This is a genomic window from Novosphingobium clariflavum, from assembly GCF_026420865.1.
In the GTDB taxonomy this organism is placed as follows: Bacteria; Pseudomonadota; Alphaproteobacteria; order Sphingomonadales; family Sphingomonadaceae; genus Novosphingobium; species Novosphingobium clariflavum.
The window spans coordinates 1-20,399 of sequence record NZ_JAPCWC010000021.1 but is presented as its reverse complement, the minus strand read 5'-3'; the positions used below and the strand labels follow the sequence as shown (position 1 = coordinate 20,399).

Genomic DNA, 20,399 nt, shown 5'->3' with positions numbered 1-20,399 from the left:
ATGCCGGCCCTTTTCCGTTTCAGGCAGGCCGCCGTGCTTCCGGTACGGCCTGACGCATAGCTGCAACATGCTGCAATTCGCCCATTACATGGGGGCGGCATGGTTGCAGCCATGCTCGAAATCAGCGCAAGCAGTACCGGAACGACCGGAGTGAACAAGCTGGTGGCCCACGCGTTCGGCGTGCGGCTGGTGAGCGATGTGCCGGAGCGGCTGTGCCGCTGGGGCATCGCGCCGCGCCTCGACGCCAAGCGGCGGGAGCGACTCTCGCGCATTCGCGAGCGCGGGGTGCTGTTCGTTCACGTGCCCAAGAATGCGGGCACATCGGTTTCGCACATGCTCTACGGCACGCAGGTCAAGCATGCGACGGCGCGCTATTACGCCAAAGTTGCGCCCGGGATGCTGGATCTGCCGAGCTTCGCGGTCGTTCGCGATCCGGTGGAGCGCTTCCTTTCGGCCTTCGCCTACGCCCGCACTGGCGGCACCCGCGACCGGGTGGTGTCCGAGCCGTTCCGGCAGCGCTACGAGGCATTTCGCGATGTCGATTGCGCGATTGGTCATCTGAGACGGGCGCGTTCGCCGTTCCATCTCGACCATATCTTCCGGCCGCAGGCGTGGTATCTGCAAGGCCCGGACGGCACGCTCGCGGTCGACCGGCTGGTGCCTTACGAGCGGCTCGACGAGATTGCCGATATGCCCGGGCTGGAACGGCTTGGCGGCATTCCGCGCCTCAACACCTCGAAGCGGCGGCCTTGCGGACTGAGCGCGCGGCAGGAAGCCTTCGTGCGTGATTTCTACGCGGCGGATTGCGATCTGTTCGCGCAGGCCTGTGCAGGTTGATATTGGTTTGAAAATCCGCAGCAGGCGGATTTCGCGGCGCTGGCTCTCTCCCCCACCCAACCACCCATAGGGTACTATTGTCGGGTGGTCGGCCCCCTCAGCGAAAAGGTTCCCCGGACCTTTTCGTGTTCTTCGGGACGGGAGAGGACCGGCGCCGCTCTAAAAATGCCCGAAGGCATTTTCCAAACACGTCTAAGCGCATTCGACATTCGGCGTTCGGCGGGCTAAGGGCGCCCTCGCTATGCAGGATAACGACCGCGATCTCTTGCCCGAAGGACTGGGCGACCGTCTTCAGCAGCAGGCCTGGGCCTCGCAAACCGTGCGCCGCGCCGCGCATGACGTGCTGGCCAGCCATGGCTACGAGCGCGTCGAGACGCCGCTGATCGAATTCGAGAAGGCGCTCGCGCACCGCATGGCGGGCGTGCAGGTGCGCCGCATGTTCCGTTTCGTCGATCCGGTGTCCATGCGCATGCTGGCGCTGCGTTCGGACATGACCGCGCAAGTCGCGCGGATTGCCGCCACCGGCCTGGCCGAAGCGCCGCGTCCGCTGCGCCTGTCCTATTCGGGGCAGGTCTGCACCATCAAGGGGGATGGCCTCGACCCGCGCCGCGAGCGGCTGCAGCTTGGCGCCGAACTGATCGGCACCGATTCGGTGGCCGCCGCTGCCGAGATCGTCGAACTCGCGATCGCGACGCTGACTTCGGCCGGGGCCACCGGCATTTCGGTAGACTTCACGCTGCCCGACCTGGTCGATACGCTTTCGGCTGAAGCGCTGCCGCTGCCCGCTGGCCGGATCGAGGCGGTGCGCCAGATGCTCGACGCCAAGGACGCGGGCGGTCTGGTCGATGTGGGCGGCGAGGGCTACCTGCCGCTGCTCTATGCCGTCGGCCCGTTCGAGAGCGCGATCGAGCGCCTCGCGGCGTTCGACGCCAGCGGCGCATTGGCGGGCCGCATCGCCGGTCTTCGCGAGATCGCCGCGCGTGTCGGCGGCAAGGCGCGCCTGACGCTGGATCCGTCTGAGCGTCATGGCTTCGAATACCAGTCGTGGTTCGGCTTCACGATCTATGCCGAGGGCATCGCCGGAAGCCTTGGCCGCGGCGGTACCTACCGCATTCTCGGCCAGACCGGCCACCATCCCGAATCGGCGACGGGGTTCTCGCTCTATCCCGACCTGCTGGTGGACCTGCTGGCCACCAAGGCCGAGGCGCCGCAGCGCCTGTTCCTGCCGCTGGGTCACGATGCGGCGCTGGCCGCGCGGCAGCGTGCGGTTGGCTGGGTGACGGTGGCGGCGCTGTCCGAAAGCGACGATCCGATCGCGCTCGGCTGCTCGCACATCCTTCAGGGCGGCGAGGCGGTGGCGGTCTGATCGGGGCGGGAAGGGTTCAACCCTTCCCGAACGCCTGCTTCAGCCAGGCATCGACCGGGGCGGTCGCCGGATAGGCGGGATTGCCCAGTTCCCGGTTGATTTCCATGTGCCCGCGCAGCCCGTCGCCGGGAAAGCCCTTGCGCTCCACCCGGGTGCCGCCCTTGCGCAGCGCCGCTTCGAGCGCTTCTGCCTGGCGCACGCCGTCCGGTCGCTGCACATGGAGCAGCAGGAAGGCCGGTGCATTGGGTGCGGCCGCCTGATCGGTAGGGGATAGCGCGCGCTGGCGGGCGGGCTCGGTGCCGAAGGCCTGCGCGTACGTGCGCTGCATGATTCGCGGACCGTCCGTCATCTGCGAAGGCACGTCGTAAGCGGCGCCGTCGATGGGAATGACGCCCGCGAGATCGGCATAGGAAAGCCCGGCCTTGCGCAGATATTGCGGATCGGTGCCGACCAGCGCGACCAGTTGCGCCCCGGCGCTGTGCCCCATCAGCACGACCTTGCCGCGCGCGATACCCAGCGCATCGGCGCGCTTGAGCAGCGCGGCGAGCCCATCGGCAATGTCCTGTGCCTGCTGTTCCACCGTCGCGTCAGGCACGAGACGATAGTTGAGACTGGCAAAGGCGTAACCCTCGCCGGTGTAGTGGGCTACCTTGTATTGGCCGGTCGCATTGTCCTTGTCGCCGCGTTTCCAGCCGCCGCCATGGACAAAGAGCACCAGCGGGGCTGGTCCCCTGGTCGCGGCGGGCCAGAAATCGAGGGTCTGCAGAGCCTCGGTGCCGTAGCTGATGCTGGTTTCCTGCGGCCGGGCAGGCGTGGTGGCCGCCGTCGTCAGCAGGAGCGCGGCGCAGAGGGACAAGGCAGGCAGGGGAAGCTTCATCATGGTCGCACACTCCGTAGGTCCTGAATCGCGGCGGGATGAAATGGCACTGTAATGTTCCGTCATGAACACACCGCATCAAGACCGCACACGCGCGCGCCACGCAGTGCTTGACTAGGCCCCCGCCTTCCTCTTAGGGCGCGCACGAAAAGCCGGGGCGCGATTGCCTCACCACAAATCCATATCGCCGAGTCCTGTCGAAGGGCGTTATTGGATCCACCGTGGCAGGGTGGAGGAGTATATCCATGGCCAACGTAACCGTGATCGGTGCCCAGTGGGGCGATGAGGGCAAGGGCAAGATCGTCGACTGGCTGGCAAGCCGCGCCGATGCCGTCGTCCGTTTCCAGGGCGGCCACAATGCCGGCCACACGCTGGTCGTCGGCGACCAGGTCTACAAGCTGAGCCTGCTGCCTTCGGGCATCGTCACCGGCACGCTGTCGATCGTCGGCAACGGCGTGGTGCTGGATCCCTGGCACCTCAAGTCGGAAGTCGAGAAGCTGCGCGGCCAGGGCGTCGAGATCAATCCCGAGAACTTCGCGATTGCCGACAACTGCCCGCTGATCCTGCCGCTCCACCGCGACCTCGACGGCCTGCGCGAGACGGCGGCCGGTTCGGGCAAGATCGGCACCACCGGCCGCGGCATCGGCCCGGCTTATGAAGACAAGGTCGGCCGCCGCGCCATCCGCGTCTGCGACCTCGCACACCTCGATGCGCTTGAGCCGCAGCTTGACCGCCTTTGCGCCCACCACGATGCGCTGCGCGCCGGTTTCAACCAGCCGCCGGTCGACCGTGAGGCGCTGATCAACGAACTGCGCGAGATCGCGCCTTTCGTGCTCCAGTTCGCCCAGCCGGTGTGGAAGCGCCTCAACAAGGTCCGCAAGGCCGGCGCCCGCATCCTGTTCGAAGGCGCGCAAGGCGTGCTGCTCGACGTCGATCACGGCACTTATCCCTTCGTCACCAGTTCGAACACGGTTTCGGGCACGGCGGCTTCGGGTTCGGGCCTCGGCCCCTCGGCCACCGGCTTCGTGCTGGGCATCGTCAAGGCTTACACCACCCGCGTCGGTTCGGGCCCGTTCCCGACCGAGCTGGAAGACGAGACCGGCCAGCGCCTTGGCGAGCGTGGTCATGAATTCGGCACCGTCACCGGCCGCAAGCGCCGCTGCGGCTGGTTCGATGCCGTGCTGACGCGCCAGTCCTGCGCGATCTCGGGTGTGACCGGCATTGCGCTGACCAAGCTCGACGTTCTCGACGGCTTCGAGAAGGTGAAGATCTGCACCGGCTATCGTCTGAGTGGCAAGGTTCTGGACTACTTCCCCAGCCACGCCGCCGATCAGGCCAAGGTCGAGCCGATCTACGAGGAAATGGACGGCTGGCAGGGCACCACTGCCGGTGCCCGTTCCTGGGCCGATCTGCCCGCGCAGGCGATCAAGTACATCCAGCGCGTGCAGGAACTGATCGAAACCCCGGTGGCCCTGGTCTCGACCAGCCCCGAGCGCGAGGACACCATCCTCGTTCGCGATCCTTTCCAGGACTGATGCCGTGGGTTCGTTGAGGGAAACTCGGCGAACCCTGACCAGTCCGGCGCGGCGTTTGAGCGCCGCCTTGCGGAGATGTCTCGGCATCTTCGCGCAAGCCGAAAAGCGGTGCGGGATTATTCTCGCGCCGCTTTTGCTTTTGCTGGGGGCGTCGGCGCTGCGGGCCGAACCGCTTGCGCCGATAGACCTGATCCGCGTCGACAAGTCGGAGCGGCGTATGGAGCTTTGGTCCGGCGGCCGCGTAGTCAGCGTGATCGAGCATATCCAGCTGGGTGATCAGCCCCTTGGTCCCAAGCGTTTCGAAGGCGATGAGCGCACGCCCGAAGGCCGCTACCAGATCGACTGGGGCAACCCGGACAGCGCCTATCACCTCTCGCTCCACATCTCGTACCCCAATACGGCGGACCGCGAATATGCGGCCGGGCAGGGGCGTTCGCCGGGCGGGATGATCATGATCCATGGTCAGCCGAACGGGTCGGATCGCCGTCCTGCGGGCGATTGGACCGATGGTTGCATCGCCGTGTCCAACGCCCAGATCGAGATGCTCTGGCAGTCGGTGGGCGATGGCACACCGATCGAGATCCTGCCCTGAGCCATCGCGCCGCCGCCGCGAAGTGCCGGATTGAAGGAAGCGGGCAGGTTCAAGCCTGCCCGCTCCCGGGTTCAGTTGAACTGGAAGGCCGAGATCGCGGTGCCTAGCACGAGATCGGAATAGACCTTCTCGCCCGCCTCATCCGATGCCCCGGCGGCCACCATCAGCGGCAAGAGGTGTTCCTCGCGGGGGTGCGAGAAGCGGCCGGCCGGAGCCTCGGCCCACCGGGCAAGCGCTGCGGCGCGGGCTTCGGCATCGCTCGTCGCGGCGGCGGTGAGCCAGGCGTCGAACGTCTGCGAGGGCGCGGTGGAGGCGGGATTGCCGTAGCCGCGCATATTGTGGAAGCTCATGCCTGAACCCAGGATCAGAACGCCCTGATCGCGCAGCGGCGCGAGCGCCTTGCCGGCGGCGAGGTGCAGGGCCGGATCGAGCGAACGGTCGAGCGACATCTCGACGACCGGCACCTCGGCCTCGGGCCAGGATACCTTGAGCGGGACGAAAACACCGTGGTCGTAGCCGCGCTGGCTGTCGAGACCGGCGGCGAAGCCTGCCTCGCGCAGCAGCCGTGCCGCTTCGCTTGCCAGATCGGGAGCGCCGGGGGCGTCGAAGCGCAGCTCGTAGGTGTGCTGCGGGAAGCCGTAATAGTCGAACAGCAGCGCGGGGGTTTCGGCGCCGGTAAAGGCGAAGCCCTCGGTTTCCCAGTGGCCTGAAACCACCAGGATGGCCTTGGGCGGCTCAGGCAGGCGGGCGGGCAGCGAGCGCAGGAACTCGGCCATCGAGGTCCAGTTGCCCTGCGGATCGGGCATGAAGAAGCAGGGGCCGCCGCCGTGGGGAATGTAGAAGCTGGGTTGGCGGGTCATGGGACAGGATCCTTTGCGGGGCGGTGGTTCAGGCCTTGCGGAGCGTGGGCGAGAGCGCAAAGGCGCCGTCGCCGATCAGGGCCTGGACAAGGAGAGCGATCGACCAGAAGGCGGGGTATTCCCAGCCGCCGCCGGGGGCGTTGAAGAAGAAGCCGTTGGCGCCGTGTACGGTGACGATCGTGCCGACCAGCAGCGGGATCAGTGCCAGGGCCACGGCGCGGGCCTTGAAGCCGGTGATGAGCGCCAGGCCGCCAAGGAATTCGGCGGCCATCGACGCATAGGCGAGCGCAGGCGGCAAGCCGAGGCTGCCGAAATAGGCGGCGGTTCCGGCAGGAGTGAAGACAAACAGCTTCAGCGCGAAGTGCGCGAGGAACGTGACGCCAAGGGTAACCCGCAGGACAAAGGCGCCGTAAGGGGCGGTCGAGGCGGAAATGGCAGGGGAAGAAGGTGAGGTCATGGGGGCTTCCTTTCGCGTGCCGATCTAGACCTTTGCCTCATTGGTGATAATACCGAGATTCGTTGAATTAATTTATACCTATGGTGTCAAATAGGGGCATGGCATGGACCGTCTGAAGGGCATCGAGGTATTTGTGCGGGCGATACGGCTGGGCGGCCTTTCCGCCGCAGCGCGTGAATTGTCGATGTCTCCGGCGATGGCGGCCAAGCACCTGAATGCGCTTGAACAGCGCCTTGGCGTGACTCTGGTGAACCGCACTACGCGCCGTCTGGCACTGACCGAGGCCGGGGCAGCCTATCTCGATCGGGCCGAGCGGGTGCTTGCCGAACTGGAGGAAGCCGATGCCGAGACGATGGCGCGTTCCGCCTCAGTGGAAGGGCTTTTGCGGGTCTCGGGGCCGGCCGCTTTCGGCAGCGCCTATCTGGTCGATCTCGTCACCGAGTTTCATGCGCTCTATCCGGCGGTGACGATCGAACTGGGCCTCAACGACCGCGTGGTCGACCTGCTGGAAGAACGCTGGGACGTGGCAGTGCGGATCGGCAAGCTGGCGGACAGCAACCTTGTCGCCCGCCGGATCGCGCCGGTGCGACTGTGCATCTGCGCATCGCCAGCCTATCTCGCGCGGCGCGGCACACCGCAATCGATCGAGGATCTCGCTGCGCATGAATGCCTGGGCTATACCCTGAGCGGGGAGGCCGGGACTACCCGCTGGGGGTTTGGTGCCGATGGCAGCCGGGCAGTGGCGGTACGCGGCTCGCTCCATGCCAACAACGGGCAGGTCCTAGCGCAGGCGGCGATAGCGGGAATGGGGCTGGTCTACGGGCCGCGTTTTTTCGTGGACCGGGCGATTGCCGAGGGACGCCTGGTCGAACTCGACCTTGGCGCCGAACTGATCGACCTCGGTGCCGTCCATGCCGTCACCCACCGGTCCCGCCGGCCTGCGGCCAAGACACGGGCATGGATCGACTTCCTGGTCAGGCGTCTGCCGTCCATGGCGCGCGACTGGTGATCCCGGCGCGCGCGTCTATTCAGAAATCTACGGCAATCCCGTTGCGGACCCAGTCGCCGTAGCGGGTGGGCGAAATGCCGTCGGGATCGGCGTCCTCATCCGGCTTCGCCGCTTCCTGCGAAGAAGGCTGGGGCGCGGGCTCGTTCGTCCAGTGGGCGGGCTTGGCGAAGCCTTCGGGACGTTTTGTGGCGCGTTCGGTCATGGCAGCCATGTGGTGTGGGTGGCGTCAAAACGCAATCGTCTATAAGGGGGCGGCGATGGATATTCCCGGCCTTCCGGCGCGCCGTGCCGCGCTCAACCTTATCGATGCCGTGCTGCGGCGTGGCGAAACGCTCGACCAGGCGGCCGGTTCGGCGCTTGCCCGCGTGAGCGGTGACGCGGACCGGGCGCTCGCCCGGGCCATTGCCGGCGAAGTGCTGCGCTGGCGGGCCGACCTTGACGATCTGATCGATTCCGCCACCCGCCTGCCGCTGGCCGACGATGCCAAGGCTCGCGCCGTGCTGGAAATCATGCTGGCGCAGGTCCTGCGTCTGGAAACCCCGGCCCACGCGGTCATCGCCACCGGCTTGCCGTTGCTCATGGGCGGCCCGCGCCGTCTCGCGCACGGCGTGTTCTCGGCAGTGACCCGGCGTGAAGCCGTGCTGCCCGCCGTGCCGACGCTGCCCGAAGCCGCGATCGAACGCTGGTCCGCCGCGTGGGGCGAGCGTGTGGTCGACATCGCTGGCGGTCTGGCCGCGCCGCCGCCGCTCGATCTCGCGCTGCGCGATCCGGCGGAAACGGCCGCGTGGGCGGAGCGACTGGGCGGCATCTCGCTGATGTCCGGCCATGTCCGCCTGTCGCGCGGTACGGCGGTCGAGCATCTCGAAGGTTTCCGCGATGGGGCCTGGTGGGTGCAGGATCTGGCCGCCAGCCTTCCCGCCCGCCTGCTGGGGGCTGGCGAGGGGCGCAAGGCGCTCGATCTCTGCGCTGCGCCCGGCGGCAAGACGCTGCAACTGGCCGCTGCCGGTTGGGACGTCACCGCGCTCGATTTGTCCAAGCGCCGCCTCGAACGTCTGGGCGACAACCTCAAGCGTACTGGCCTTGCTGCCGAGATCGTCCAGGCCGATGCGCTCAAGTGGGCGCCGGAAGAGAAGTTCGATGCGATCCTGCTCGACGCGCCGTGCACTGCCACCGGCACCGCACGCCGCCATCCCGACGTGCTGCACCGTATCGGCGCACGCCAGATCGATGAGATGGTGGAGATCCAGTCGGCGATGCTCGAACGCGCGGCCGGCTGGCTGAAGCCGGGCGGCACGCTGGTCTACGCGGTCTGCTCGATGGAGCCGCAAGAGGGTGAGGAGCAGGCTCCCAAGGTTGCATTGGCTCCCGCACCGGTGAGGCCCGAGGAGCTTCCCGCCGGCCTCGCGCCGACGGCGGAGGGCTGGCTGCGCACCGATCCGGGCATGCTGGCGGGTGAGGGCGGTCTCGACGGCTTCTTCGTGGCGCGCTGGATCCGCGCGTAACACCAAGCCGCAGTGATGCGGACGCATCAGCAGCCTTGAACGCCCAGGCTCAACGCAGCTTGCTACAAGTTCGGTTTTGCGGATGTGGGCGGGCCGGAAAAAACGGTCCGTCCCATGCCTTTAACCGCAGCCGGAGGAGGCGTGCCGTGCCTCCGGTAAACTACGTATGTTTTGCATTGCAACGACTCGCAAGTCTCAGGCATCCTTGGCATCAAGGGTGATGCGAGCATGGCTGGTTCCGCGCTGCAATAAAGTGCCGCGCGGGCTGCTGCTCTCTTTGTGGAAGCAGTCGCGATGGTGCGGTTTTTACCTCAGTTCCTGCAATGCCGGCTTGGCCGCCATGAGCCCGACCGAAAACACGTGGCGTGGGACGGTGGCCATTTTGTCGGCCATTGCAGTTCGTGCGGGATGGCGGTCCGGCGCGAGAAGCATGGTGTCTGGCGCCGGGACTGGTTGCCGGACTCCGGGCAGGTGACGTCCCCTGACGAGAAAATGCTCTAGTGGTTCGACTTTGGTCTTGCGCGTTTTCTAATCACCAGGTGGCGCAGGAACTATTAAAGGCACAGGTCACGAGGCCTGTGCCGCCAATTCGATCAGGTCCGCGTGCGGCAGGCGATCGAGCCTGAAGCGCTTCCACGATGGTTCCTCCACGACGGCCTTGCACAATGCGGCCCAGAACGCTGCCTTGCCCTCCACCGGCTTGTCGGCCTGCTCCCGGTCGCGGGGCCAGCTGCGGTCCAAAAGGTCGCGCGCCTGATCGGCGTGGCCGGTCAGCATCATCTCGACAAGCGCCGTGGCAGCGACGGGCGTCCCGCCGACTGCTTCCGGCGGATAGAGGTGCTTTGCAGGGTATGCCTTGTCCTGCCAGGCCGCGAGTTCCGCGCCGACGGCAAGGACGCGGAAGTCGAATTCGCTGGGTGAGTAGGTCCGGTGCGTCAACTGCGCGAAGTCGAGGGCAAAGTCCCCGTCGCTCCAGATCACCGGCAGCGGAACGACGATGGCGCCGGCGTGCGGGGCGCCGTTGAAGAACTCGACGTCGAAGGGAAGGCTGAGGCGCAAGGGGCCGGGGGTTTCGTCGACGGTGACGCTGTCAAAACGCTCGCCGCCGATACGGCGGTAGCTGAGATGCGGCGTAAACGTCACCGCATAGAGATCGGCCCTGCCGCCCGAGCCGCCGTAGTCGCCCAGGACAAGGGCGTCGGGCTGGCCGGGATCGCTCTTGTGCGCCCACAGCAGGGAGACCTGCATGTAGCCGCCGCCGAGGCGGACTTGTCCCTCCGGGCCGCTTGCGGCGACCGCGCGGCAGAACGGGTCATCGTCGCCGCCGGGCGGGCACTCGGTGATGATGATTTCTCCGCCGGCGCTCTGCAGGAGCGGCTGCGGCGCAGCGGCGGAAAGTGCCGGCAGTCCGGTCAGAGTAAGCGAAAGAATAGCGTGGCTTGCGCGCATGGGCAGCGACTCCGGACGAGGCCTGCCAATAGTGCACCAACCGCGGCCGTCCAGGCAATCTGGCGGCCCCTGTCGGTGCGCTATTTATGCGCGGATCGTGGTTTCGCAGCGGATCTTCAGGCCGTGCGGCTGCGGCGGCGCCAGAACAGCAGTGCACCGAGGCCGAGCGCGAAGAGAGCCATCATGCCCGGTTCCGGCACGTCGGTGCTGCCGCCCGAACTCGAGGGCGGATTGGAGCCGCTCGGCGGGGTGTAGCCTCCGGTATACGTGCCTACGTGCATCTCGCCGTTCTGGACGAGGCTGCCGAACACGGCCGAACCCTGGATGTAGTTTCCGGTCGTTGCCGCCGCGCCGGGTGCCAGCACCGAACCGCCCCATGCCGTGGTCAGCGACAGGTCGTCGGCTTCGTAGAAGTTCCAGACGACATGCTCGCCAAGGTTGCTGGTGCCGCCGAGGAAATTGTCATCGAGCTTGATCGAGCTGCCCGAGACATTGACGATGGCGGTATCCGCGCCGTTCAGGTTGAACTTGATCTCGCCGATCTTGTCGAGGTCGGCCGCCGAGATGTTGAACACGGCGACGCCGTTGGCATCGGGCTGCGCGTTGAACGTGCCGGTATTGCCGCTGATCGAGAGCTGGCTGTTCGCCGTCTCCGTGCTCATGGAGTGGCTGAGGCTCTCCATCGAGGTGGTGATCAGGCTCTTTTGCTGGTTGAGGTCCTGCACGAACTGCGGGTCGCTGGCGGCAAGGCCCGAGGTGACGGTGTTGTTGTTGACGTTGGTGTTGCTGATCGTGCCGCCCACCAGCACCGTCTGCGCCGCGCCGTTGAGGTTGAGGCCGCTGTTGACGCTGCCGCCGACGATCGCGCCAGACCCGTTGTTGAGGTTCTTGTAGCCGCCGTTGACATCGCCCACCACGGTCAGGCCCGGCGTGCCGGTGCTGGACGCGGGCAGGGCGGTGATCTGGTAGTTCGAGGCATTGCCGTCGAGATTGCCGCCGACAAACGTGCGTCCCTCCACTTCCGAGGAGGAGGTGAGATCGCCCAGCACCACGAGGTTCCAGGTCTTCAAAACGTCGATCCCGGCGATGTCCGATGAGGCCAGCACGGGGGCGGCTGTCAGCGCAAAGGCGGCGACAGCGACGGACAGCGAGAACTTGCCGATTTTGGTGCGCACACGGGTCATGGTAAGATTCGCCAAGTTGAAAAATACTTCATAGAATTACTTAGCTATACTTGGCGTGTTGGGAAACGACGGTTTCGCCATGTCTCGAAATGAGACATGGCGACCGCCAATGCTTTCCCGCAGATGCGCGGCGGGCCGCGCATGACCGGGGAAGCCGCGCGGGCCTGTTTCAGCCCTTCACCTTGTTCTGGAAGCTCTTGCGCAGCTTCATCAGCTTGGGCGGGATCACCGCCAGGCAATAAGGGTTACGCTGGCCTTCGCCGTCCCAGTATTCCTGGTGATAGTCTTCGGCCGGATACCATGCCTCGTTCTGTTTGCCGTCTGCAAAGCCTTCGATGGTGGTGACGACCTTGCCGCCGTTGTCCTCGTTCGAACGGGCGATGGCGGCTTCGGCCTCGGTGGCCTGCGCGTCGTCCAGCGGGAAGATGGCGGAGCGGTACTGCGTGCCCACGTCGTTGCCCTGGCGGTTGAGCTGCGTCGGGTCATGGGTGCCCATGAACACGTCGAGCAGGTCGCCGTAGGACAGGACCGAGGGGTCGTAGTTCACCCGGATCGCCTCTGCATGGCCGGTAGTGCCTTTGCAGACCTGCTTGTAGGTGGGGTTGGCGACAGTGCCGCCGATATAGCCGCTTTCGACCGAGTCGACGCCGATGACATCGCGGAACACCGCTTCGGTGCACCAGAAGCATCCGCCTGCAACGATTGCCGTTTCCATTGGTAGCTTGATCCTCATGAGGGGAAGTTTGGCCGCTAGATAGGCATGCTCGAACGACTTGTCATTGGGCGCCTTGTTATTGTGCGAGAGGCAACTACCTTCCCGGCATCGACAGCCTCGTTACCGGAGACTCGCCATGCGCCGCGCCCTGATCGCCCTTTCGACGTTTCTCGGCGTGCTTGCCGCACCGATTTCTGCGACTGCGGCGGAAGAAAAGACCGAAGCGCAGGCCTGCAAGGGCTGCGAGGCGCTGCTGGAACTCGCCGCCGCCAATCCGTTGCGCGAGGCAGACCGCGCGCGCGATAAGTATCGCCATCCGGTGGAAACGCTCAGCTTCTTCCGTGTCGGCCCGACCATGAAGGTCGGCGAATATGCGCCGGGCGGTGAGTGGTATTCGCGCCTGCTGGGGCTCTATCTCGGCCAGCAAGGCCATCTGGTGGGCCTGTTCTACAATCCCGACAGCCCGGCCTTCAAGCCCGAGACTCAGGCGAATATCCGCAAGAACGCAGGCGAGTACGCAGCAGACGTGGCGAAGTTCACCGGCCTGCCGGCGGATCGCTTCGCGGCCTATACCACCGGTGCGATCCCGGCGGGCGAGAAGGGCACTTTCGATGTCATCATCGTGCCGCGCATGCTGCACAACCTGCTGCGCTGGAACATCGCCGCCAGCGAATTTGCGGCGATGCGCGATCTGCTCAAGCCCGGCGGCCTGATCGGCATCGAGCAGCACCGCGCCAAGGCCGATGCGGCCGATGCCTATGCCGATGGATCGAAGGGCTATCTCAAGCAGGCGGACGTCATCCGGTTCATGCAGGCGCAGGGCTTCGACCTCGTCGGCCAGTCCGAGATCAGTGCCAATCCCAAGGACAGCGCCGACTGGCCGGGCGGGGTCTGGACGCTGCCCCCCACGCTGGCGCTGAAGGACCAGGACCGCGCCAAGTACCTCTCCATCGGCGAGAGCGACCGGATGACGCTTCTGTTCCGCAAGCGAGGCTGATAGGGGCCGCCTCATGACCGAAATTACCGTTGCCGCGCTCCAGCTCGCGCTCAATTCCGCCGATGAGGGCGAGAACATCGCCGCCGTCTCCACGCTGGTGGAGGAAGCTGCCGCCAAGGGGGCGCAGATCGTGCTGCCGCCCGAGCTGTTCTCTGGCCCTTACTTCTGCAAGACCGAGGAAGAGGAACTCTTCGCGATCGCCCGCCCGACAAACGAGCATCCCTCGGTGATCGCGATGAAGGCGCTGGCCGCGAAGCTGAAGGTGGTGATCCCCACCAGCTTCTTCGAGCGCGACGGCCACCACTATTATAATACGCTGGCGATGATCGGCACCGATGGCGAGATCATCGGCACCTATCGCAAGAGCCACATCCCCGATGGTCCCGGCTACGAGGAGAAGTACTACTTCCGCCCCGGAAACGACGGATTCAAGGTGTGGGACGTTCTCGGCACCAGGGTCGGTATCGGCGTGTGCTGGGACCAGTGGTATCCCGAATGCGCCCGCGTGATGGCGCTGATGGGGGCGGAACTGCTGTTCTACCCCACCGCCATCGGCTCCGAGCCTTACGATGCCGCGCTCGATACCAGCCGGATGTGGCGCCGGGCGATGGTGGGCCACTCGGTATCGAACTGCATGCCGGTGATCGCCGCCAACCGCATCGGCATCGAATCGGAATGCGGGACGGAGCAGACCTTCTACGGCCACTCCTTCATCACCGACGAATGGGGCGATTACGTCGCCGAGTTCGGACGGGACGAAACCGGCGTGCTGGTTTCCACGCTGGACCTTGCACGCGCCGCCAAGCACCGGGCTGGCATGGGCTTTTTCCGTGACCGGCGCCCGCAGCTCTACACGCGTATCGTGCAGGACATTTAAGCCGCCACATCCGAACAACACGGGGGGAGCCGGGTACCTTGGCGAAGCACACCTATCTGATTGCGCTCGGCTCCAACATGCGTCATCCGCGCCATGGCGCCCCGCGCAAGGTGCTCGCCGCTGCACTGGATTCGCTGGATAACGGCAAGTACGAGGTGCTGGCCGCCTCGCCGGTGATCGACAGCGCGCCGCTCGGCCCGTCTCGGCGCCGCTATGCCAACGGCGTGGCGCTGATCCGCACCAAGCGCGAGCCTGACGAGGTTTTGCACAAGTTACAGAAGGTCGAGCACAAGTTCGGTCGTCGGCGCCGCGGCGCAGCCTGGGGCTCGCGGGTGCTCGATCTCGATATCGTGCTGTGGAATGGCGGTCCCTGGGCCGCGGGTGAAGGTGATGAAAGCCTGGTTATCCCGCATCCGGCCTTCCGTTCGCGCGACTTCGTGCTGGGCCCCGCGCGCAGGATTGCGGGCACCTGGCGCGATCCATTGACGGGTCTGACGATAAACCAGCTTCATGCCCGCTTGACCAAGGCTTTCCCTACCCCTAGGTGACCCCTTCCGCAGCCTTTCACGGCCGCGCCCGGCAACGGGGGCCCTTAGCTCAGTCGGTAGAGCAACTGACTTTTAATCAGTAGGTCGCTGGTTCGAACCCAGCAGGGCTCACCACCTTTTCCAACATTTCTGGCACAGATGAGCGGGAAGCGCAGAACGCTTCCCACCGTATTCCCCTTTTTCGCGGATCATGGCTGGGTGGCTTGCGGCCGGCTTGGTGGACGACGGTCTCAGGGGAAGTTCCGAAAGCTGATGTTCATCCAAATGGCGTCAGTCACCCTTGCCTATGTTGGGCCGTGGGCTAAGAAAGGAGCAATGTTGTCCCTGATGTTGCTTCCTTTTTTTCGTCGTCGCTCTTGGATCGAGCGGTCTCAGCTGGACCGTTCCGGCCGACAAAGCCTGGTGGCCGCGCGAGTGAGCCCTGTCGTGTTCGGCTTGGTGGGGTCGTGAAGGCCCGGCTCGCTGCGGTGTACAGTAATGTGCGCTCGCTGGCCGAGAGGTTGCGCGCGTGCGGGGAACACGTAGAGCGCAGCGCCAAGGCCAAAGTCGGCGCGCTGTTTGCGCGGTTCGTCACTTGGTATGAGGTGCTTGTTTGGACCTGTGGGGTCGTAAAGGCCCGGTGCGCCGCGGTGTGGAGTGATGTGCGCTCGCTAGCCAAGGCGTTGCTTGCATACCGGAAACGCGTCGGACGCAGCGCCAACGCTGAAGTCAGCGCGCTGTTAGCGGGAAACCCCGTCGCGTGTCGTAACCGCTACCCACTCTTGCACCGCTTTCTGCATGCGCTGTTCCACCGCGGCACCTTCGCGCGGTTCATCGCTTGGTATGTCGTGCTGGATCTGGTGGTTGTGATGGTTGAGGCGCTTCGCCCGCATTTCCCGCCAACGGATTTCGCGCTTCCATCGTTCGAGGAGGACGTAATCCTCTATTTGTCGAGCTACGTCCTCGGTGCGCAAATCGGCCTTCTCGGCGTCATATCGCTTGCTCTCGCACTAGTGACCCTGGTCGCGCAGAACGAGGAGGCGGCCATCGACGTGAAAGTTTACTATCATGAGTCGATGTTCCTCGGAATCGCCGCTAGCGGGGTCGCGCTGTCGGCAGTTGTCTCGATCCAGTTCCTCTGGCCATTGCAGTCTCTCCTGCACGCCGCAGGTGGCGGAACGACATCGCTTTTCTACCGCTCCGTTCTGGTCTCGGCCGAGGTTGTCTGGCTCGTCCTCAATCTCGCGGCCGTGGCGCACTTCATCTCCACTACATTCGGCTTTGTCCAACGCGACGCTCGGGAGCGACTCCGCGAGCGTTACACCGCCAACGTCGTCGTTCCCCGCGATCTGCTGCAGCGGGTGCGCTCGAACCTCTATGCAGCGGCCGGAGGCGCCACCCGCAGCGACGGCGCGAAGGCGTTCCTTGGCTTCGGCTTCGGTTTCGACTCCGGCTTAGCTAGGCAGGTGGAGTTGGAGGACGACTTCCGCGCGCGCTCGGCGGTGGTCGACCTGCGATCCGGCCTTCTGACCTGGGTAGTCGCACGGTGGTCAAAGAGGTGCGGTGCAGCGCCCGCCGGAACAACGATGACCTCGGTAGGCCCGACACTCTGGTTCGCTCCACTTCTCGACCAGCCTCTGGAAGGCCGGATCGTATGGTGTCGCCGAAGCGGCGGAGTGCCGCTGACCGCGTTTGAGCGCTGGATCCTGCGTCGCGCCTTCGTGATCAGGAGGTCTCGCATTGACTGAGGAATTGCCGACACCCGAGGAGATCCTAGAGGAACTGGCCGAACGGGTCGCGGCGCGCATCGGAAAGCGCGCACCAGTCGCATTCGACGGGGCTTTGGGCGAGATGGTCCGCTATCACCGGCTCCTGATCGGATTGCATGCCGCGATCGATGGGACAGGTGCGGCCTTCAGCTACGCCGAGGTCGACGGACTTGGCTGGCGTCCTCCATTCCGCGATTGGTTGGTACAGTATCGTCGGCTCTACGAGAGGGCGGCCGAACTCATTCCAGACGAACCACGATTCTTGGAGAAGCTGGCCCACGTTCCCCTTCGTCTGCTCGAGCCGGAACCCGGAGTTCGGCTTTCACGGGCGATGCTGGAGGGCATCCTCGACTTGGGCCCGTCGCTCGTCCACGCCATCGAGGCTTGGGTAACCCGCAGTTCGCTTGCGATCGCGGCGCGAGGTAGCGAAGTGAAGCCTGGGGAGTTAGGCGGGTCGGACGCCCGCGCCCTTGCCGACGTGATGCCCCGTGTCGTGGGCGCTTGGGAAACCTTGGTTGATAGGGCTCCGCACCTCTTCCGTTGGGATCGGGCGGATGGCGACGAGGCGGGCTGGTCGACATACGTGGCCGCATGGCCCTTTCTGCGTCAGCATCTCGCCAACACAGCCTACTGCCTTGCCGCGTCAGTATGGAACGGAGACCGCACCGGAGCCCGCCTCTTCCGAGAAGCACTCGTACGATGGCCTTCCTCGGCATTAATGAACGTCGCGCATGACTATCACGACGCATCATGGCTGATGTTTCCCGACCTGATGGATGGAAGCTGGGCCGAGGCGCGCAACAAGGCGCAAGCACTGGACAGCGAGTTCTTGCCGGAGGGAACGCCCGGTGGGGTGTTCCGCGAAATCGTCGAGGAAGCACGGGTCGATGTAGTGCTGATCACTGCCTCCATGCTGGCACTGTGGGGCGCGGCTGACGGACCAGCAGCGGCGCTCGCTTCCACGACAGCGGGCGAACTCCTCGCAGGCTCGGGAGCGGAGGATTTGGGCGAGAGACCGGCCGGTCTCGATTTCAAGGCGGCCATGACGGCCGCTATTCGCCTCCAGATGGCGGGCGAGCGCTTTCAGACCACCACTTACGGAGCTTGGCTCGACCGCCTCGTCAGCCAAATGGATGGCATGCGGGAGCGCCGCGTCGTCCCAGGCCGGATCTTCGCGCCGAGCACGATGAATGATCGCGAAGAGCTCATCGTTGGAGAGGTGGCGGTACTCGCCGCCCTCGCTGGCCGCGACAGTGGCGGCACCCCGGAGATCGTGACCAAGCTGATCAGCGGTCGTGTCGAACCGCCGGATGGCGACGTTTCGCTTCGGTCGGTACTGTTCCAGCTCAACCACTACCGGACTGTAGTCGGTGAGGAGGGTGGCGCGCTGCAAAAGGCGCTCTTGGGGCTGGCTCCTCAGTTGGATCCTCAGACAGGAATCCAGGCGCTCACCAGCTCTATCGACGCGGCGAGTGCCGCGATCGAAGCCTTCCGGACCGAGACGCTGAAGGCCAAGCCAGTAGATGTGGACGCCATGGAGGCCTTGCGACAAAGGATCGAAGACGACTTGCTGAGGTCCCCTGCCGACATCCCGTTTTTCGCCGAAGTCGAGGTCTTCGCTCCCGACGGTGGCGAAGGTGAGTTGGGGGAGATCGGCTTCGATGACGTTCCGAAGGCCCGTCTTGTCCGCCCGATCATGGAGCCGCCGAGTGTGAACTGGGACGACGTCCTCTCGAATAGTGTGCTTGGCGAGGCCGGTCGCCGCGCAGTGTGGCAGTTCGCCCGTCGTCCGCGCGAGGGGCTCACCGTGGATGCATGGCTCGATGATCCCGCTTTCTGGAAGTCGCTGCCAGCGATGGCGGCCCCGGTGGGGGAGGCACCAACGCTCTTAGTAAGCCGCGATGAATCCGAAGGCCTTCTTCGGCGCAGGCACATGCGCGACGGACCGCTCGCGGGGCTCGACGTCGTTTACGACCGGCTGCCTCGCTCCCGTGGTTGGCACATCGCCAGGATTGAGGGGGTAGACGTCTTTGCGACCGATGTGGCCGCCGGGACCGCGTGGCTCTTCTCGGGTAGGCACCTGAGGAGCATCGGGTTCCTCCCAGTCGATCAAGACAGGATCGCGCTCGGTTGGACTCCGACAACCGACGACGGATTGCAGGGCCGGCTAGTGGCCACCTTCCGCCAATGCTTCGAATGGGGCGACAATCCAATCCTCGAGTTGCGATGCTCGGCAGAAGACGATGCGGGCTCGGCAGATGTCGACTGAATTCCGGTCGTTAGTCAATTCCGGGTGGGCATCGCGGCAGCGCTGGCCGTGGTTAATCATTGCTCGAGCACGGGCCGCCAGCGCGCGTAACTGATCATTTTCATGGATCGCGAGCACGTTTAGAAGCTCTACATCGGACATCGACTTGACCTACCGAGCCCGGCCGAACCAAACGTTGTCGCCCCATGGTCGATAGATGAGGACATTCCATTCTGAGGTCTCATGAAAGCGTTTATTAGCCACAACAAAGCGGACAAGTTCACCGCTAGAACCCTCGCGACGATGCTGACAGAGCAAGGTGAAGGCGTCTGGTTTGACGAATGGGACATCAAGCCGGGAGATTCGCTGACCGGCGGCATTGAAGAAGGCCTAAATGGCGCGGACGTGTTCGTGCTGATCTGGTCCGAACACGCGCATAAGTCCAATTGGGTGGGGATGGAACTGCGGGCCACGGTCAGGCGCCGGGTTGATGACCAGAGCTTGCGGATCATTCCTTTGATCATGGACGGCACACCGTTGCCGACCCTCGTCGCGGACTTCCGGGGCTTCGACCTGAGCGGGGGCGAGATGGAACTCGACGATGTGGTGAACGAGATGACCGGTCACCCCCGAGACGTCGAGCTTGCCAAGCGCCTGCAAGCACGGCTGCAGGAGATTACGGCCGCCAACATCCATCCTTACGATCCATTCGGAATCATCATCTGCCCAAGTTGCGGATCGGATGATTTCAAGCGCGGGTCGCATGTCGATGGACGCGATAAGCAGTGGTATCTGATAAAATGTAACGAGTGCGGTTGGGACGACGCCACTCAGTAAAACTTAACACTTGGTCGCTTGGTTCGGTTTGTCGATCATTGTTAAGTGTCGGGAATTTTAGGAACGGAGTCCGTTATCGGACAATCCACGCCGCTCCAGTGAGCCTCTCGCGAACACTCGATTGAGCATCCGCGCGCGCTTTGCGCGGGTGCGCAACCGAGCGCGGAGTTCCCGACATGAAGATAATCAGCCTTGCCGCCCACAAGGGCGGCGTGGGCAAGACGTTGCTGACCGCCTCGCTGGCGGTGCTGGCGCAGCAGGACTGCGAGACGGAGGAGGGCGAGGCCGGCAAGGGCAAGGTCGCCATGTTCGACCTCGACCCGCAAGGCAGCCTGACGGCGTGGTACAACGCCCGCCAGCGGGACGGTCCGATCCTCGTTGCCCCGATGCTGCGCACACTTTCCCTTAGGCTCTACGCCCTCAACCGCAAGGGCGTGCGATACGTCTTCATCGATACGCCGCCGGGCCACAGCGAGTACATCGCAAAGGCCATGAACGCCGCCGATCTCGTCATCGTGCCGGTTCGCCCCGGCGAACTCGACTACGCGGCCGTCCAACGAACCATGCAGACGGTGCTTTTCTGGGAGGAGCCCTATCTCGCCTTGCCCAATGCCGGCCTGTTTCGCAGCCGGGCGATGGGCGAGCTTGTCCGCCGGCTGGATGCCGACGGTCAGGACAGGCTGCCGCCGGTCCACCACCGTGTAGACCTGCCGCTTCGCAGTGGCCTGACCCTGACGGAAACGCAGCCCGATTCGGCTGGA

Annotated in this window: 20 protein-coding genes and 1 tRNA gene; 14 read left to right on the top strand and 7 right to left on the bottom strand. The window is 65.0% G+C overall.

The window, feature by feature from the left end; all coding sequences use genetic code 11:
* The first annotated feature begins 111 nt into the window (after window positions 1-111).
* Window positions 112-837 carry a sulfotransferase family 2 domain-containing protein gene (locus OKA11_RS19085; RefSeq protein ID WP_267223260.1) on the top strand — a complete coding sequence of 242 codons (726 nt, stop codon included), beginning with the start codon at window positions 112-114 and terminating at the stop codon, window positions 835-837.
* A 241-nt stretch (window positions 838-1,078) separates the two neighbouring features.
* Entirely contained in the window at window positions 1,079-2,203 is a 1,125-nt protein-coding gene (locus tag OKA11_RS19080; protein WP_267223258.1) for an ATP phosphoribosyltransferase regulatory subunit, read from the top strand.
* Between the two features lie 16 nt (window positions 2,204-2,219).
* Here the strand turns inward: OKA11_RS19080 and OKA11_RS19075 are convergent, their stop codons facing one another.
* Entirely contained in the window at window positions 2,220-3,080 is an 861-nt protein-coding gene (locus OKA11_RS19075) for an alpha/beta hydrolase (RefSeq protein WP_267223322.1), read from the bottom strand.
* A gap of 245 nt (window positions 3,081-3,325) precedes the next feature.
* Between OKA11_RS19075 and OKA11_RS19070 the strand changes: the two genes are divergently transcribed.
* Both OKA11_RS19070 and OKA11_RS19065 read left to right on the top strand, forming a co-directional pair.
* A complete protein-coding gene (locus OKA11_RS19070) occupies window positions 3,326-4,615 on the top strand; it encodes an adenylosuccinate synthase (protein WP_267223257.1) in 1,290 nt (429 codons plus the stop codon).
* 4 nt (window positions 4,616-4,619) lie between these two features.
* Complete coding sequence (locus OKA11_RS19065) at window positions 4,620-5,207, top strand: L,D-transpeptidase family protein (RefSeq protein WP_323748332.1); 588 nt, start codon at window positions 4,620-4,622, stop codon at window positions 5,205-5,207.
* A gap of 71 nt (window positions 5,208-5,278) precedes the next feature.
* On the opposite strand, the gene OKA11_RS19060 is transcribed toward OKA11_RS19065, so the two are convergent.
* Together OKA11_RS19060 and OKA11_RS19055 are read right to left on the bottom strand one after the other, a co-directional pair.
* Complete coding sequence (locus OKA11_RS19060) at window positions 5,279-6,067, bottom strand: DODA-type extradiol aromatic ring-opening family dioxygenase (protein ID WP_267223255.1); 789 nt, start codon at window positions 6,065-6,067, stop codon at window positions 5,279-5,281.
* Window positions 6,068-6,095: 28 nt separating this feature from the next.
* The gene (locus tag OKA11_RS19055) at window positions 6,096-6,524 is read right to left on the bottom strand and encodes a DoxX family protein (RefSeq protein WP_267223253.1); all 429 of its coding nucleotides are present in this window, start codon (window positions 6,522-6,524) and stop codon (window positions 6,096-6,098) included.
* A 103-nt stretch (window positions 6,525-6,627) separates the two neighbouring features.
* On the opposite strand from OKA11_RS19055, the gene OKA11_RS19050 reads away from it, so the two are divergent.
* Window positions 6,628-7,533, top strand: coding sequence for a LysR family transcriptional regulator (locus OKA11_RS19050; RefSeq protein ID WP_267223251.1), 906 nt, complete (start codon window positions 6,628-6,630; stop codon window positions 7,531-7,533).
* Window positions 7,534-7,552: 19 nt separating this feature from the next.
* Here OKA11_RS19050 and OKA11_RS19045 read toward each other — a convergent pair whose 3' ends face one another.
* Window positions 7,553-7,735, bottom strand: coding sequence for a DUF1674 domain-containing protein (locus OKA11_RS19045; RefSeq protein ID WP_267223249.1), 183 nt, complete (start codon window positions 7,733-7,735; stop codon window positions 7,553-7,555).
* A 55-nt stretch (window positions 7,736-7,790) separates the two neighbouring features.
* On the opposite strand from OKA11_RS19045, the gene OKA11_RS19040 reads away from it, so the two are divergent.
* Complete coding sequence (locus OKA11_RS19040) at window positions 7,791-9,035, top strand: RsmB/NOP family class I SAM-dependent RNA methyltransferase (protein ID WP_267223246.1); 1,245 nt, start codon at window positions 7,791-7,793, stop codon at window positions 9,033-9,035.
* Between the two features lie 567 nt (window positions 9,036-9,602).
* Here the strand turns inward: OKA11_RS19040 and OKA11_RS19035 are convergent.
* The 3 genes from OKA11_RS19035 to msrA all read right to left on the bottom strand — a co-directional run bounded on the left by OKA11_RS19035 (window position 9,603) and on the right by msrA (window position 12,383).
* Window positions 9,603-10,484, bottom strand: coding sequence for a hypothetical protein (locus OKA11_RS19035; protein ID WP_267223245.1), 882 nt, complete (start codon window positions 10,482-10,484; stop codon window positions 9,603-9,605).
* A 116-nt stretch (window positions 10,485-10,600) separates the two neighbouring features.
* Window positions 10,601-11,668, bottom strand: a complete 1,068-nt coding sequence (locus tag OKA11_RS19030; RefSeq protein ID WP_267223242.1) for a choice-of-anchor A family protein — start codon at window positions 11,666-11,668, stop codon at window positions 10,601-10,603.
* A gap of 169 nt (window positions 11,669-11,837) precedes the next feature.
* A complete protein-coding gene (msrA, locus tag OKA11_RS19025) occupies window positions 11,838-12,383 on the bottom strand; it encodes a peptide-methionine (S)-S-oxide reductase MsrA (protein WP_267223241.1) in 546 nt (181 codons plus the stop codon).
* 136 nt (window positions 12,384-12,519) lie between these two features.
* Here msrA and OKA11_RS19020 point away from each other — a divergent pair, with 136 nt between their 5' ends.
* The 8 genes from OKA11_RS19020 to OKA11_RS18985 all read left to right on the top strand — a co-directional run.
* Complete coding sequence (locus tag OKA11_RS19020) at window positions 12,520-13,380, top strand: class I SAM-dependent methyltransferase (RefSeq protein WP_267223239.1); 861 nt, start codon at window positions 12,520-12,522, stop codon at window positions 13,378-13,380.
* A 13-nt stretch (window positions 13,381-13,393) separates the two neighbouring features.
* A complete protein-coding gene (gene aguB / locus OKA11_RS19015) occupies window positions 13,394-14,257 on the top strand; it encodes an N-carbamoylputrescine amidase (protein ID WP_267223237.1) in 864 nt (287 codons plus the stop codon).
* A 38-nt stretch (window positions 14,258-14,295) separates the two neighbouring features.
* Window positions 14,296-14,805, top strand: a complete 510-nt coding sequence (gene folK, locus OKA11_RS19010) for a 2-amino-4-hydroxy-6-hydroxymethyldihydropteridine diphosphokinase (protein WP_267223236.1) — start codon at window positions 14,296-14,298, stop codon at window positions 14,803-14,805.
* A 38-nt stretch (window positions 14,806-14,843) separates the two neighbouring features.
* Window positions 14,844-14,919, top strand: a tRNA-Lys gene (locus OKA11_RS19005).
* A 332-nt stretch (window positions 14,920-15,251) separates the two neighbouring features.
* The gene (locus tag OKA11_RS19000; protein WP_267223233.1) at window positions 15,252-16,532 is read left to right on the top strand and encodes a hypothetical protein; all 1,281 of its coding nucleotides are present in this window, start codon (window positions 15,252-15,254) and stop codon (window positions 16,530-16,532) included.
* On the top strand, window positions 16,525-18,822 hold the full coding sequence (locus OKA11_RS18995; RefSeq protein WP_267223231.1) for a hypothetical protein: 2,298 nt from the start codon (window positions 16,525-16,527) through the stop codon (window positions 18,820-18,822). The genes OKA11_RS19000 and OKA11_RS18995 overlap by 8 nt, the downstream gene beginning before the upstream one ends.
* A 222-nt stretch (window positions 18,823-19,044) precedes the next feature.
* On the top strand, window positions 19,045-19,638 hold the full coding sequence (locus OKA11_RS18990; protein ID WP_267223229.1) for a toll/interleukin-1 receptor domain-containing protein: 594 nt from the start codon (window positions 19,045-19,047) through the stop codon (window positions 19,636-19,638).
* Between the two features lie 176 nt (window positions 19,639-19,814).
* A partial coding sequence (locus tag OKA11_RS18985) for a ParA family protein (protein WP_267223226.1) occupies window positions 19,815-20,399 on the top strand: 585 nt, incomplete at its 3' end.